Here is a 14,797-nt window from a genome sequence, read left to right as displayed (position 1 = left end):
GGTACTCTCATCGCGATATGAGCACCGAGAACCTCCCCCAGAGCCCTGAGCAGCCGTCTCGCAAGCCGCGCGTGGCCGTCGTGTTCGGCGGGCGCAGCTCCGAACACGGGATCTCCACGGTCACCGCCGGCGCCGTCCTGCGGGCCATCGACCGGACGAAGTACGACGTCCTGCCGATCGGCATCACCCGGGAAGGCCGCTGGGTGCTCACCGCCGACGAACCGGAGCGCATGGCGATCGCCGACCGCCGCACGCCCGACGTCGAGGGGCTCGCCGAGTCGACCGAAGGCGGCGTGCTGCTCCCCGTCGACCCCGCGATCCGTGAAGTCGTCTACAGCGAGCCCGGATCGGTGCCCAAGGCGCTCGGCGAGGTCGACGTGGTCTTCCCGGTGCTGCACGGTCCGTACGGCGAGGACGGCACTCTCCAGGGTCTCCTGGAGCTGTCCGGCGTCCCGTACGTGGGTTCCGGGGTGCTCGCCTCGGCCGTGGGCCAGGACAAGGAGTACATGAAGCGGGTGTTCGTCTCGTTCGGGCTGAAGGTGGGCCCGTACGTGGTGATCAGGCCGCGCGAGTGGCAGCTCGACGAGACCGGTGCGCGGCGCCGGATCGCCGAGTTCGCGGGGGAGCACGGCTGGCCGCTGTTCGTGAAGCCCGCGCGCGCGGGGTCGTCGATCGGCATCACCAAGGTCGAGTCCTTCGAAGGCCTCGACGAGGCGATCGCCGAGGCCCAGCGCCACGACCCGAAGATCATCGTCGAGGCCGCGCTGCGTGGCCGTGAGATCGAGTGCGGCGTGCTGGAGTTCGAGGACGGCCCGCGCGCCTCCGTCCCCGCCGAGATCCCGCCGCCGGACGCGCACGCGTACTACGACTTCGAGGCGAAGTACATCGACTCCACGCCGGGGATCGTGCCGGCCCCGCTCACCGACGAGCAGACCGCCGAGGTGCGCAGGCTCGCCGTCGAGGCGTTCGAGGCGGCGTCCTGCGAAGGGCTCGTCCGTGCGGACTTCTTCCTCACCGAGGACGGCGAGTTCGTGATCAACGAGATCAACACGATGCCCGGCTTCACGCCCATCTCGATGTACCCGCAGATGTGGCAGGCGAGCGGGGTGGCGTACGCGGAGCTGGTGGACCGCCTGATCCAGGCGGCACTTCGCCGCTCAACGGGACTGCGCTGAACGCCGCCGGGGGCGACCGGCGCTCAGTCCGCAATCCCCTTCGGAATCGTCTTCTTGACGGCCGACGCGAGATCGATGAGCACGGCGGACGCGTCACGTCCCTCCGGCACGGCGACCTCGACGTACGCAAGACGGTTGGCGGTTGTGAAGCGGTACGCCCCGTCGCCCGCGTTCTCCATCAGCCAGTCGACGCCGTTCACGCCCCCGGCCACCGCGTCGGGATCCCGCCCCTCCGCCACCTTCGGGTCGGTCATCTTCGGCGGCCGTGCGACACCGCAGCGCAGTATGATCGCGGGGTTTCCCCAGCCCGCCGTGAGGACGGACCGGGGCTCGGGGTCCCGGCGCTCCAGACCGGCGACCTCACGCGGCAGCGCACCGTCCAGGTTCTGACACAGCTTGGTGACCTCTGTGTCCGGGCTGGGAACCGCGGTGCCCGCGCTGTCGTCTGCTGAGGAGCAGCCCGCGACGGTGATCAACAGGACGGACGCGGACAGACCGATGAGCCGGTGACGGGAAAACTTCACCGGCCAAGGGTAGACGGGGGCTACAGATGGACGACCGGGCAGGTCAGGGTGCGGGTGATCCCGTCCACTTGCTGGACCTTGGCGACCACCATGCGGCCGAGGTCGTCGACGGTGTCGGCCTGGGCGCGCACGATGACGTCGTACGGTCCCGTCACGTCCTCGGCCTGGATCACCCCAGGGATCTTGCTGATCGTCTCGGCGACGGTCGACGCCTTGCCGACCTCCGTCTGGATCAGGATGTACGCCTGTACCACGGAACCTCCAGGGCGGCCACGAGGATCATGTGGGGAAAAGGAACGCCACGGTATCGCGTTGCCGCTCGCCGCGGGGAGACCTGCGGTGACTACGGCACGCGCGCCGCGGTGCAGGCACGACGGATGTTGACGGTCGGGTGGGGCGGATCGGCGGTCACTTCGACCGTATCGAGGACACTGATGACCCGCGACCGGGAACGCACAGGGACAGAAGGGGCGTAAGGGCAATGAAGGGCACTGTTGGTGAGCTCGGTGAGTTCGGGCTCATCAGGGAGCTCACCTCCCGTCTCACCACCACCCCAGCGGTGCGGGTCGGGCCGGGTGACGACGCCGCGGTGGTCGCCGCGCCCGACCGCCGGGTGGTGGCCAGTACCGACCTCCTCCTGGAGGGGCGGCACTTCCGCCGTGACTGGTCCACGGCGTACGACGTTGGCCGCAAGGCGGCCGCGCAGAACCTCGCGGACATCGCGGCGATGGGCGCCGTCCCGACCGCGCTGCTGCTCGGTCTGGTCGTCCCGGCCGAACTCCCGGTGACCTGGCCGACGGAGCTGATGGACGGCCTGCGCGACGAGTGCCAGGTCGCGGGCGCCGCCGTGGTGGGCGGTGATGTCGTACGGGGTGACACGATCATGGTGTCGATCACCGCGCTCGGCGATCTGCGCAACCAGGAGCCCGTGACCCGGGCCGGTGCCCAGCCCGGTGACCTCGTCGCGGTGACCGGCTGGCTCGGCTGGTCCGCCGCCGGGTACGCGGTGCTGTCGCGCGGGTTCCGCTCGCCGCGCGCCTTCGTCGAGGCGCACCGGCGCCCCGAGCCGCCGTATCACGCCGGTCCGGCGGCGGCCGCGTTGGGTGCGACGGCGATGTGCGACGTCAGCGACGGGCTGATCGCCGACCTCGGGCACATCGCGGAGGCCAGCAAGGTCCGTATCGACATCCGCTCCGGTGCGATCGACGTCCCCTCGCAGATGAACGACATCGGGCAGGCGGTCGGGGTGGACCCCCTGCAGTGGGTGCTCACCGGGGGAGAGGACCATGCGATCGTGGCGACCTTCCCGCCGGACGTGAAGCTGCCCGCCCGCTGGAAGGTCATCGGTGAGGTGCTCAACCCCTCGGCACTGCCGCAGGTGACGGTCGACGGGGCGGCGTGGACCAAGGGCGGCTGGGACCACTTCGGGGACATCGAGTCATGAGCGCGCCGCCCAGAGTGCTGACCGTGGCCGGCTCGGACTCCGGCGGGGGTGCGGGCATCCAGGCCGACCTGAAGACGATGCTCGCGCTCGGTGTGCACGGCATGAGCGTGCTCACCGCGGTCACCGCGCAGAACTCCCTTGGCGTGCAGGGCGCCTGGGAACTGCCGGTGGCGGCGGTGCGGGCCCAGTACCGCAGCGTCGTCGACGACATCGGCGTCCAGGCCGTGAAGACCGGGATGCTGGCCTCGGCCGAACTGGTCGAGGTGGTGGCCGAGTTGATCGGCGAGACGGACGCGCCCACGGTCGTCGACCCGGTGGGCGTCTCCAAGCACGGGGACCCGCTGCTGGCGGCCTCCGCGCTGGATTCCGTACGGACGAAGCTGTTGCCGGCGGCGACCGTGGTGACGCCGAACCTCGACGAGGTCGCCCAACTGACGGGTGTACGGGTCGAGTCGGAGGCCGACCTGCGCCGGGCCGCGGCGGCCGTGCTGGCGTACGGACCGACCTGGGTCGTGATCAAGGGCGGTCACCTCCCAGGCGACGCCGTGGATCTGCTCACCGACGGCTCCGAGGAGCACTGGCTGCGCGCGCCCCGGCACGACAACCGGCACACGCACGGCACGGGCTGCACCCTCGCGTCGGCGATCGCGTCACAGCTGGCGAAGGGGCAGTCCGTGCCCGAGGCGGTGGCGGCGGCCAAGGAGTACGTCACCGGGGCGATCGCGGCCGGGTTCGCGCTCGGTGGGGGGATCGGGCCTGTGGACCATGGGTGGCGCTTCAGGGCGGGCGGCGGCGCGTAAGCGCTTGCCCTCAGCTCGATGCCCGTGGCCGCGGATCCGCTTCGGGCACAGCAGAGAGCCGGTCCACACGAGGTGGACCGGCTCTCTGCAGCGAACCAGCAGTGGCCGCGCGCTTAGCAGCTGTGCGTCAGCGCGAGACCTTGCCGGCCTTGATGCACGAGGTGCAGGCGTTCACGCGCTTCGGCGTCCCGCCGACCACGGTACGCACACGCTGGATGTTCGGGTTCCAGCGACGGGACGTACGGCGGTGCGAGTGCGAGATGTTGTTGCCGAAGCCCGGCCCCTTGCCGCAGACGTCGCAGTTGGCAGCCACGGGTCACTCCAAAGACTTCAGATGCACTTACGGTTGATCCCGGCATGCCGGGATCAAGATCTTAGGCTCTTGCGAGCGATCTGAGATCTGAGTGGCGTTGCCAGGGGAATAGCCCGATCGGGATCGGGCAACCGGAGCAGCATACAACGGCTGCGCCCGTACAACGAAACTACCACGGCGGCTCAGGCGTCCGCCCCCGCCCTCTTCCGCCGGGCACCGGCCCCAGGGCTACGCTGCGTCCGACGTCCAGCTCAAGGAGGCGCAGGTGGCGCAGGTGCCGCAGACATTCTTCGATGCTCTGGCGGTGCGTACCTGGTGCGGTCTCGCGCTGGAGGCGCTGGGACGCGCGCGTGAGGAGATCGACGCGATCAACGTGTATCCCGTGGCGGACGGGGACACCGGCACCAATCTGTACCTGACCGTCGAGTCGGCGGTTGCCGCGGTGGAGGCGGTCTTCGCCGCGCACGAGGTCGGCTCCCGGGATCCAGGGGGGCCGTCGCTGGCCGAGGTCACGCGCGCGATGGCGCACGGGGCGCTCATCGGGGCGCGGGGCAATTCCGGGACGATCCTCGCGCAGCTGCTGCGCGGTATGGCGCAGGTGCTCGTCGACGGTGAGGACGCTCAGACCGACGCCCAGAGCCTGCGGCTCGCGCTGCGGCGCGCCGCCGACTCCGCCCGCCAGGCCGTGGCCCACCCCGTGGAGGGCACGGTCCTGTCGGTCGCCTCGGCCGCTGCCGACGCGGCCGGTGGAGCCGAGGGCGACTGCGGGACGGTCGCACGGGCCGCCTACGAAGGGGCGCGGGCCGCCCTCGCCGCGACCCCGGGACAGCTGGCCGTCCTCGGGCGGGCCGGGGTGGTCGACGCCGGGGGACGCGGGCTGGTGGCGGTGCTGGCGGCGCTGGTGGAGACGTTCACGGGGGAGGCGCCGGGCACGGTGGCGGTGTCGGCTTCCGTGCGGCACGCGCGCGTGGGGTCCGACACGTGGCAGGCACCTCGGGGCGGACCGGTCGTCGACGATGCGGCGGAGTGTGCGGACGGGGTGACGGAGGGCGGTCCCGCGTACGAGGTGATCTACCTTCTGGAAGCCGACGACGCATCCGTGGCGCGGCTGCGGCAGCGACTCGACGCGCTCGGGGACTCGCTCGTGGTCGTCGGCGGGGACGGGCTGTGGAACGTCCACGTCCACGTGCACGTGGACGACGCCGGCGCCGCCGTGGAGGCGGGCGTCGAGGCCGGGCGGCCGTACCGGATCCGGATCACGCACTTCGCGGCCGACGACGTGCACACCTCCCGCGGGGAGCGGCCGGCCCGGGAGCGGGCCGAGCGAGCCGTGGTGGCCGTCGTACCCGGCGAGGGCCTGGCCGGGCTGTACGCCGAGGCGGGCGCGACGACCGTGCTCGCGCGCCCCGGGGAGCCGCCCGCGAGCGGGGAGCTCGTCGAGGCCGTACGGCGGGCGCACGCGCGCGAGGTCGTCCTGCTGCCCAACGACGCCGAGCTGCGCCACACCGCGGTCGCGGCGGCCGAGCAGGCCCGTGCGGAGGGCATCCGGGTGGCCCTCATCCCCACGCGCTCCGCGGTCCAGGGCATCGCGGCGCTCGCGGTGCACGAGCCGGAGCGCCGCTTCGACGAGGACGTCGTGTCGATGACGTCGGCGGCGGGCTCGACCCGCTACGGCGAGGTCGGCGTCGCGGAACGCCAGTCCTGGACCATGGCCGGCATCTGCCAGGCCGGTGACGTCCTCGGCCTCATCGACGGGGACGTCGCCGTGATCGGGTCGGACGTCACCGCCACCGCCGAGTCCGTCCTCGACCGGATGCTCGCGGCCGGCGGGGAACTGGTGACCCTCGTCCTCGGCGACGAGGTTCCCGAGTCCGTGGCCGAGCGTCTGGAGGCCCGGGTGAGGGAGGCGTATCTCGCCGTCGACACGGTGGTGTACCGGGGTGGGCGGCAGGGGGCGCTGCTGCTCATAGGGGTGGAGTAGGGCCCATCGGTGGAGGGCCCATCGCTCCCCGCCTCCGTGGGGTTTCGTTCAACGATCCTCCTGTTCCTCCACCACCCGCAGCAGTTGCTCGGCCTCTGCCCGCCGCGCCCGAGCGACGTCGGTCTCGTCGACGGCATCCGCGTACGCGGCCAGTACGGCACGCGCGCGTGCAGCCGCCTCCGCGCTGCGGCCCAGGTCGGCCGCCAGCCAGCCCGCGGCGAGTTCGGCACCGGTACGGCTGTGCACGGTGGCGTCCCCGAGCGAGGCGAACACTGCGACGGCCTGGGCCACTTGGGCCAGGGCCTCCGCGAACGCGGCCTGGATCGAGCCGTCCCCGGCGTCCTCGGCGGACGAGCGGGCCAGCAGGTCGCCGAACTGGCGGTGCGTGTCGCCCAGTTCGGCGGTCAGCCGCTGCTGCGCGTCCTCGTCGGCCGTGGCACCCAGCGCCCGCTCGCACTCGCCGAGGGCGAGCGTCATCAGCTCCCGTGCCGTGTCCGTGCCGTCCTCCGTGCGCAGGGCGAGCCACGCGCGGGCGCGCAGCGAGCGGACCAGACCGTGGACGTTGCCGAGGGAACGCCACAGGTCGCCCGCGCGCGCGTACGCCCGGTCCGCCTTGGCGGGCAGCCCCGCCTGTCCGAGGGACTCGGCGGCGAGGTGGGCGAGGGTCGCGTGGTCCTGCTGCTCGGGCCAGTGCCGGGCGATCTCGGCGGCCTGCAGTCGGCGCTCGGCGGAGGCGCGGTGCTCCCCGAGCTCGCTGAGGCAGTCGCCGAGCCACCACTGGGTCTGGACGATCGCGCCGTCGCCGTGCGTCTCGGCGGTCAGGTCGAGCAACGCCGACTCCAGCACCTCCGCGGCCTCGGCGCACCGCCCCTGCCGCAGCAGGAACCCGCCGAGCAGATGCCGCGCCCAGGCGCCGAACGTCGGGCCCTCGCCGGCCTCGTCGGCCCAGTGCGCCGCTTCCAGGGCGTGCTCGGCGGCCTCCGCGGACTCGCCGCTGCCACCGAGGACCTCGGCGAGCTGCAGGTGCAGCTGGGCCCGGCCGGTCGCCTCCAGGTGCGGTCCGCCGTGCTCCAGGGCCGCCTTCAGCGCTCGCTCGGCCTCCGCCGTGTCGCCGAGGTGGTGGGCGAGTCCGGCCAGCCGGGCCTCGTACTCCACCGCGAACCACGGCAGCCCCGCGTCGACGTACGCCGCCGAGGCCTGCGCGAACAGTTCGGCGGCGACCTCCAGATCCCCGTGGTGCACCGCGAGTTCGGCGAGCATGGCCCGCGCCTCGGCGGCCCGTGAGGCGAGCCGGACGTCGTCCCCGGCGTGCCCCTCCACGAGCGCCAGCACCTCCCGCGCCGCCGCCTCGGCGTCGGCGAGGACGGCCTCGTGCGAGGAGGCAGGGGACGGTACGGCGTCGGCCTCTGCGGCAACGTCGGCCCCCGGCGCCCCGGAGGCCTCGTCCGCCTCCTGCACCCTCCGCATCAGGATCCGCGCCCGCCCCATCAGCACGGACGCGGTCTGCCGGACGCCCGTGGCACCCTCGGCATACAGGGCGAGGACCCGGTCGTAGGGCTCGGCTACGGCCTCGACCGCCTCGGCGACCCGCCCCCCGAGAGCGCGTACGTACGCCGCACGCGCGCGTGCGGCCAGCGCCTCACCGGGGTCGCCCGCCTCGGCGTACAGCTCGGTGGCGCGTTCGAAGAGCTCGGCGCCCTCGGGCCCGAGGTCCATCGCCTGGTGATCGGCGATCTCCGCGCGGTCACGGGCGTCCAGGTCGACGCCCTCCGCGGCCCGGGCGACGGCCGCCCAGGCCTCGACGGCGTTCGGCTGCAGGGCATCCGACAGGCGGCGCGCCTCGGCCAGCAGCGCGGCCAGGTCCGGCTCGTCCCCGCTCGCGGCGGGCGAGGACGCGACGGGCGCCACGGACGCCGGGCGCGCCGCCCGTACGCCCGGAGACAGCCGTTCCGCACGCACGCCCAGGGCAAGCCGCTCCACCAGCGGCCGCTGCCCCATCCGCGCGCGTGCCCACTCACTGACGTACGACGTGCCGTTGCGCTGGTCGAAACGCGCCGCCAGGGCGAGGGCCTCCGCGCGCGCGTGGGCGGCCAGTTCGCGTGCGTTCCATGTCCGGCCGGCCGGTCCCGGGACCTGCTGATCGCCCAGGCCCAGCTCGGTGAGACGGTTCATGAGCAGGCTCACCACGCTCATGAACTCCATTCGGCTGCGCGGATGTCCGGTGTCGGTGAAGTACGCCGGCCGCTCGGCCAGCAGCTCCAGACCGCGTGCCTCGTTGCCGGTCAGCGCGCAGAACTCGACATGGTCGGCGTACGCACCCCGCATGCTCTCCATGGCCCGTACGAGCCGGAAGCCGCGCAGATGGTGGGCGCGTGCCTCGTCCAGGCGGCCCAGCCGCAGCAGGGGCACAAGGGAGGACGCCAGGGTGGTGTGCGGCTCGTGGGCGCAGGTGAACTCGCCGTCCAGCACCGGACCCCACAGCTTCAGCGCCTCGGCGTCCGCGCCCCGTTCCACCTGCCACCGGCCCTGACCCTGCAGCTCGCACGCCTGGCAGTCGGCCATCCTGTCCCGGTCTGCGGCCAGCCACGCGGCGTACGCCCGCTCCGCCCGCTGCACGTCTCCGATATGGGCGGCCACGCTGAACTCGGCGCTGCGCACGGCTCGTTCGGAGTGCCCGGCGAGTCGGTAGCGGTGTTCCATCTCGCCGAGCCACTTCTCGATGGAGGCCAGCGGGATGTGCGGCTGGTCGAGCATGCCGGACGACATCCACTTGAAGACCCAGTGCAGGGAGTGGGTCTCGTACTCGTCGAAGTCCTCGGGCCGCTCGTCCCACATGCGCAGCAGACGCGCGAAGGGGACGAACATCTTGTCCTTCTCGGAGCTGTAGTTGTAGACCTTCAGCTGGTGTCCGAGCGCCTCGATCACGGCGAGCGGGATGCCCAGCTTCTCGGCCTCGGCGAGCAGCTGTTCCGCGCGCGCGTTGCGGGCGGGGCCCTCCGGCTGCTCGGAGTTCTCCGCCATCGCCCGGCGCAGCGCGTCGAAGTCGGTGATCTCACTCATCGGTGACCGTCCCCAGGGGAGTCGGAGTCGCTGTGGGTGGCCCATTCGAGGAGGCCGATGAACGCGCGGTTCAGCAGCGCGGAGTCGGCCGGCCGCAGCGGGCGCTGCGCCATGAGCAGGGCCTGGCCGTACAGGGACTCCGTGGCGGTGCCCACGAGCTCCGGTTCGTTCAGTGAACTGATCCTGCGGATCAGCGGGTTGAGGTGGTTGAGCACCAGACGCGCGCGTGGGGTGCTGCCGCGCAGCGAGCCCAGGATGCCCGCCCACAGGTCGTCGGCCTGCTCCTCCGCGTCCGCGCGGGCCTGCTCGTGCCGGGCCGCCCGGTCGTCCAGATGCAGCGCGGGCACGGACAGGGGGTGGAAGGCCCGCAGGACCACGTCACAGCCCAGCGGGTCCAGGGTGGCCCGCGCGGCCGCCAGAAAGCCCGAAAGGGCCAGCTCCTCGGCCGGGTCCACAGCATCCAGGTGGGCGGTCACCGTGTCGGCGTCGAGTTCGGCCACCACGGTGCCGGGGCGGACCGAGGGCAGCGCCTCGACCAGTTCGCTGTCGTACGTGTAACCGCCGTTGACTACGCCGATGCCCTGCGCGGACGCGATCGGGGCGACCTGCCGGTACTCCTCGACGGTGCGCGTGAAGTGCACCACCGGGTGCCGCAGGGCGAACTCCTCCAGGGACAGCTGCCCGTCGGTCGTCTCGAAGGGCAGCCACGGCAGCATCGTGCGCAGCATCTCCCGGTCGTGCCGCGCAAGGGACTTCACGCCCAGATGGTGCACGGACAGGAACGCCGCCAGCCGCTCCGGATCACCGGCGGCAAGACCCGTCAGCCAGGACCGGATCCGCTCGCCCAGGGCTTCCCGTACGGCGGCCAGCGTCTCGTCCTCGTAGAGCGACTCGCGTGACGCCGTGGGCCGCAGGCTGTCGGTGTCGAGCACACAGCGAACGAAGAACGCCCAGTCGGGCAGCAGCTGTTCGGCGCGCTCGGTCAGCAGCATGCCCTTGAGGTGGACCCGGTGCCGGGCGCGCTGCGCCGGGCTGACCGCGGAGGGCAGGACGTACGCCACACCGCGGATGCCCGCGAGCGGCACGTTGAGGTCGATCGAGTCCAGCGGCGTGAACCCGAACAGCTCGTGACAGTGCCGCGCCAGGGCCACCCTCCGGGTGGCGGGGGAGGGGTACGGCCGGTCCCAGGGCGCCGGAAGGTCGGTGACCGCCTCGTCGTCCACCCGGACGTCGTACGGCAGCAGCGACCCGAAGTCCCGCGCCAGCGCCAGCACCCGCTCCTCGGCCAGCCACTCCCCGGCCCCGGCCCGCGCCACCAGGTGCACAGTGGTCCCCGGTTCGGGACGGGCCTCGTCCGGCAGCGTCCGCACCGTGTACGAGCCGTCGTCGGTCGCCGTCCACTCCACGGGCCGGGCATCGGGCGTGCGGGCACTGCGGCTGACGACCCGGATCCGCTCGGCGACGACGAAACAGGCCAGCAATCCGATGCCGAACTGCCCGAGAAAGTCGGAGCGCGCCTCCTGGATCCCGTCGGCTCGTTTGGAACTGCGGCCGATGGTCGCCAGCAGGCTGTGTACATCGGCCTCGGTGAGCCCGACGCCGGAGTCCTCCACCCGCAGGGCGCCGCCCCCGCCGTACAGCCGCACCCGCGCCGGGGCGTCGGGCTGTTCGGCCCGGCGGGCGGTGATGGCGTCGACGGCGTTCTGCAGCAGCTCGCGCAGATAGACCTTCGGGCTGGAGTAGAGGTGATGGGAGAGCAGATCCACCAGACCGCGCAGGTCGACCTGGAACGTATGAGGTGAAGGGGCTGACTGGGATGCCTGTGAGGTCTGGGAGTCCATCGTCACAGCGCCGGTGGGGGGAGGACGTCGGCGCGGGGTCGGGCGGTCCGGGTGAGGCCGTGACCGCGAAAGGATGGCCGGGGCGCGCCATCCTAAAGCCCCAGCGAGCCGTCTGACCAGGGGTTTCCCGAGACGTATACGGCTGCGCGCCCGGGACCTCTACGGCATTGTCAGTGGTGTGGTGTGCAATGGATCTCGTGCCCGCACTGGAAGAACCACTGAAGAAGGTGCTCGGCCCCGCCACCGCGAAGGTGATGGCCGAGCACCTCGGCCTGCACACCGTCGGTGACCTCCTGCACCACTACCCGCGCAGATACGAGGAGCGGGGGCAGCTGACCCACCTCGCCGACCTCCCCATGGACGAGCACGTCACCGTGGTCGCCCAGGTCGCCGACGCCCGCCTGCACACCTTCGCCTCCGCCAAGGCGCCCCGTGGCAAGGGCCAGCGCCTCGAGGTGACCATCACCGACGGCAGCGGCCGGCTCCAACTGGTCTTCTTCGGCAACGGCGTGCACAAACCCCACAAGGAACTCCTGCCGGGCACCCGCGCGATGTTCGCGGGCAAGGTCTCCGTCTTCAACCGCCGTCTGCAACTCGCTCATCCTGCCTACGAGTTGCTGAAGGGGGACGCCGAGGACGCCGTCGACACCTGGGCGGGCGCCCTGATTCCGATCTACCCGGCCACCGCCAAGCTGGAGTCCTGGAAGATCGGCAAGGCGATCCAGACGGTCCTGCCCAGCGCCCAGGAGGCCGTCGACCCCCTGCCGGACTCCCTGCGCGAGGGCCGCCGCCTGGTCTCCCTCCCCGAGGCCCTCCTCAAGATCCACCGCCCGCACACCAAGGCGGACATCGCCGACGCCCGCGACCGCCTCAAGTGGGACGAGGCCTTCGTCCTCCAGGTCGCCCTGGCCCGCCGCCGTCACGCCGACACCCAACTCCCGGCGGTCGCCCGCAAACCCAAGCCCGACGGCCTCCTCACGGCCTTCGACGACCGCCTCCCCTTCACCCTCACCGAGGGCCAGCAGAAGGTTTCCGAGGAGATCTTCGACGACCTGGCCACGGAGCATCCGATGCACCGGCTGCTGCAAGGGGAGGTCGGAAGCGGAAAGACCCTGGTCGCCCTGCGCGCCATGCTCGCCGTCGTCGACGCCGGCGGTCAGGCCGCGATGCTCGCGCCCACCGAGGTGCTCGCCCAGCAGCATCACCGCTCGATCGTGGAGATGATGGGCGAGCTGGCCGAGGGCGGGATGCTGGGCGGGGCCGAGCAGGCCACGAAGGTGGTCCTGCTGACCGGGTCCATGGGCGCGGCCGCCCGCCGCCAGGCACTGCTCGACCTGGTCACCGGGGAGGCCGGGATCGTGATCGGCACGCATGCGTTGATCGAGGACAAGGTGCAGTTCCACGACCTCGGGCTGGTCGTCGTGGACGAACAGCACCGGTTCGGGGTCGAGCAGCGCGACGCCCTGCGCGGCAAGGGCAAGCAGCCGCCCCATCTGCTCGTCATGACCGCCACGCCCATCCCGCGGACCGTTGCCATGACCGTCTTCGGCGACCTGGAGACCTCCGTCCTCGACCAGCTCCCGGCCGGCCGGTCCCCGATCGCCAGCCATGTCGTCCCCGCCGCCGACAAACCCCACTTCCTGGCCCGGGCCTGGGAGCGGGTGCGCGAAGAAGTCGGCAAGGGCCATCAGGCGTACGTCGTCTGCCCCCGTATCGGTGACGAGGACGAGGACCCGAAGAAGCGCAAGTCCCCGGAGGACGAGGCCGAGAAGCGCCCCCCGCTCGCCGTCCTCGACGTCGCCGGCCAGCTCGCCGGGGGCCCGCTCCAGGGTCTGAAGGTCGAGGCCCTGCACGGCCGTATGCCGCCCGACGACAAGGACGCCGTCATGCGCCGCTTCGCGGCCGGTGAGACCGACGTCCTGGTCGCCACGACGGTCATCGAGGTCGGCGTGAACGTGCCGAACGCGACCGTGATGGTGATCATGGACGCCGACCGCTTCGGCGTCTCCCAGCTCCACCAGCTGCGCGGCCGCGTCGGCCGGGGCTCGGCGCCCGGCCTGTGCCTGCTGGTCACGGAGATGCCCGAGGCGAGCGCGGCCCGCCAGCGGCTCAACGCTGTGGCGGCCACCCTCGACGGCTTCGAACTCTCCCGTATCGACCTCGAACAGCGCCGCGAGGGCGACGTCCTCGGCCAGGCCCAGTCCGGCGCCCGCACCAGCCTGCGCGTGCTTGCCGTCATCGAGGACGAGGAGATCATCGCCGAAGCCCGCGAGGAGGCGGCGACGGTTGTCGCGGCCGACCCGGACCTGGAGCGGCTGCCGGGTCTGCGGACGGCGCTGGAGGCCCTGCTGGACGAGGAGAGGGAGCAGTACCTGGAAAAGGGGTGATCCGGCACCGGCCCACGGGCTGAGAGACTGGAACCGTCACGACACCTGCACACCGACAAGGACCGAGGACATGACCCGCGTGATCGCCGGCCGGGCCGGTGGACGCCGTCTGGCCGTTCCGCCGGGGCACCGGACCCGCCCCACCTCCGACCGCGCACGCGAGGGCCTCTTCTCCACCTGGCAGTCCCTGCTCGGCGGCCCCCTGGACGGCGAGCGGGTCCTTGACCTGTACGCCGGTTCCGGCGCCGTCGGCCTGGAAGCCCTCTCCCGGGGCGCCGGCCACACCCTCCTCGTCGAAGCCGACGCCCGAGCGGTCCGCACGGTCCGGGAGAACGTCAGAAACCTCGGCCTGCCCGGCGCCGAGGTCAGGGCAGGCAAAGCCGAACAGATCATCCGCACACCGCCCCCGGCGGAGCCGTACGACATCGTCTTCCTCGACCCGCCGTACAGTGTCTCGGATCACGATCTTCGCGAGATTCTGCTCACACTCCGCACGGAGGGGTGGCTCGCAGACGAAGCCCTCGTCACCGTGGAGCGCAGCACCAGAAGCGGTGAGTTCGGGTGGCCGGAGGGCTTCGAAGCACTCCGTACCCGCCGGTACGGTGAGGGAACGTTTTGGTACGGTCGCGCCGCCTCTACGTGCGGAGACGCACCGTGACCGGACCGGAGAGCGAGGGATCTCAAGTGCGCCGCGCCGTCTGTCCCGGGTCGTTCGACCCGATCACCAACGGACACCTCGACATCATTGCCCGCGCCTCCCACCTGTACGACGAGGTCTACGTCGCGGTGATGATCAACAAGTCCAAGAAGGGCCTCTTCGAGATCGACGAGCGGATCGACCTGATCCGCGAGGTCACCGCCGAGTACGGCAACGTGCGGGTCGAGGCCTTCCACGGCCTCCTCGTCGACTTCTGCAAGCAGCGTGACATCCCGGCCATCGTCAAGGGCCTGCGCGCGGTCAGCGACTTCGACTACGAACTGCAGATGGCCCAGATGAACAACGGCCTGACGGGCGTCGAGACCCTCTTCGTGCCCACCAACCCCACCTACAGCTTCCTGTCGTCGTCCCTGGTCAAGGAGGTCGCGGCCTGGGGCGGCGACGTCTCCCACCTGGTCCCCCCGCCGGTCCTGGCCGCCCTGACCGAGCGTCTCAAGCAGGACTGAGGGCGCCCGACGCACGCCCGGGACGCGCGCCGCGAGCCCTGATGGCCCGTCATCCGGTGTCCGGGGGGCACCCCGTGGCCGTACAGTCGTCCCGTCCGTCTCCAACAC

General features: G+C 72.0%; 12 protein-coding genes. 7 read left to right on the top strand and 5 right to left on the bottom strand.

Annotated elements, in window-relative coordinates:
- Positions 1-17 precede the first annotated feature (17 nt).
- Entirely contained in the window at positions 18-1,175 is a 1,158-nt protein-coding gene (locus tag ACKTSN_RS14120; protein WP_409469451.1) for a D-alanine--D-alanine ligase family protein, read from the top strand.
- Positions 1,176-1,198: 23 nt separating this feature from the next.
- On the opposite strand, the gene ACKTSN_RS14115 is transcribed toward ACKTSN_RS14120, so the two are convergent.
- Both ACKTSN_RS14115 and ACKTSN_RS14110 read right to left on the bottom strand, forming a co-directional pair.
- On the bottom strand, positions 1,199-1,699 hold the full coding sequence (locus tag ACKTSN_RS14115) for a DUF3515 domain-containing protein (RefSeq protein WP_409469450.1): 501 nt from the start codon (positions 1,697-1,699) through the stop codon (positions 1,199-1,201).
- 20 nt (positions 1,700-1,719) lie between these two features.
- The gene (locus ACKTSN_RS14110) at positions 1,720-1,953 is read right to left on the bottom strand and encodes an Lrp/AsnC family transcriptional regulator (protein WP_003997603.1); all 234 of its coding nucleotides are present in this window, start codon (positions 1,951-1,953) and stop codon (positions 1,720-1,722) included.
- 227 nt (positions 1,954-2,180) lie between these two features.
- Between ACKTSN_RS14110 and ACKTSN_RS14105 the strand changes: the two genes are divergently transcribed.
- Together ACKTSN_RS14105 and thiD are read left to right on the top strand one after the other, a co-directional pair.
- Complete coding sequence (locus ACKTSN_RS14105) at positions 2,181-3,143, top strand: thiamine-phosphate kinase (RefSeq protein WP_385512920.1); 963 nt, start codon at positions 2,181-2,183, stop codon at positions 3,141-3,143.
- A complete protein-coding gene (gene thiD / locus ACKTSN_RS14100; protein WP_129801545.1) occupies positions 3,140-3,943 on the top strand; it encodes a bifunctional hydroxymethylpyrimidine kinase/phosphomethylpyrimidine kinase in 804 nt (267 codons plus the stop codon). The genes ACKTSN_RS14105 and thiD overlap by 4 nt, the downstream gene beginning before the upstream one ends.
- A 127-nt stretch (positions 3,944-4,070) precedes the next feature.
- Here thiD and rpmB read toward each other — a convergent pair whose 3' ends face one another.
- A complete protein-coding gene (gene rpmB, locus ACKTSN_RS14095) occupies positions 4,071-4,256 on the bottom strand; it encodes a 50S ribosomal protein L28 (RefSeq protein ID WP_003993230.1) in 186 nt (61 codons plus the stop codon).
- A 265-nt stretch (positions 4,257-4,521) separates the two neighbouring features.
- Here rpmB and ACKTSN_RS14090 point away from each other — a divergent pair, with 265 nt between their 5' ends.
- A complete protein-coding gene (locus ACKTSN_RS14090) occupies positions 4,522-6,237 on the top strand; it encodes a DAK2 domain-containing protein (RefSeq protein WP_409469449.1) in 1,716 nt (571 codons plus the stop codon).
- 48 nt (positions 6,238-6,285) lie between these two features.
- Here ACKTSN_RS14090 and ACKTSN_RS14085 read toward each other — a convergent pair whose 3' ends face one another.
- Together ACKTSN_RS14085 and ACKTSN_RS14080 are read right to left on the bottom strand one after the other, a co-directional pair.
- Positions 6,286-9,297: a tetratricopeptide repeat protein gene (locus ACKTSN_RS14085; protein WP_409469448.1), complete on the bottom strand. Its 3,012-nt coding sequence runs from the start codon at positions 9,295-9,297 to the stop codon at positions 6,286-6,288.
- Positions 9,294-11,138, bottom strand: a complete 1,845-nt coding sequence (locus tag ACKTSN_RS14080) for an HSP90 family protein (protein WP_409469447.1) — start codon at positions 11,136-11,138, stop codon at positions 9,294-9,296. The genes ACKTSN_RS14085 and ACKTSN_RS14080 overlap by 4 nt, the downstream gene beginning before the upstream one ends.
- A 188-nt stretch (positions 11,139-11,326) precedes the next feature.
- Between ACKTSN_RS14080 and recG the strand changes: the two genes are divergently transcribed.
- The 3 genes from recG (at position 11,327) to coaD (ending at position 14,689) form a co-directional block, all read left to right on the top strand.
- The gene (gene recG / locus ACKTSN_RS14075) at positions 11,327-13,525 is read left to right on the top strand and encodes an ATP-dependent DNA helicase RecG (protein ID WP_409469446.1); all 2,199 of its coding nucleotides are present in this window, start codon (positions 11,327-11,329) and stop codon (positions 13,523-13,525) included.
- Positions 13,526-13,595: 70 nt separating this feature from the next.
- The gene (gene rsmD, locus ACKTSN_RS14070; RefSeq protein WP_409469445.1) at positions 13,596-14,183 is read left to right on the top strand and encodes a 16S rRNA (guanine(966)-N(2))-methyltransferase RsmD; all 588 of its coding nucleotides are present in this window, start codon (positions 13,596-13,598) and stop codon (positions 14,181-14,183) included.
- 26 nt (positions 14,184-14,209) lie between these two features.
- Complete coding sequence (gene coaD / locus ACKTSN_RS14065; protein WP_409474826.1) at positions 14,210-14,689, top strand: pantetheine-phosphate adenylyltransferase; 480 nt, start codon at positions 14,210-14,212, stop codon at positions 14,687-14,689.
- The last annotated feature ends 108 nt before the right edge of the window (positions 14,690-14,797 follow it).

Origin of the sequence: Streptomyces flavusporus (assembly GCF_046267975.1) — a bacterium.
In the GTDB taxonomy this organism is placed as follows: Bacteria; Actinomycetota; Actinomycetes; order Streptomycetales; family Streptomycetaceae; genus Streptomyces; species Streptomyces flavusporus.
Note: the sequence above shows the minus strand (reverse complement) of the source record. Positions and strands in the feature narration are given on the sequence as shown.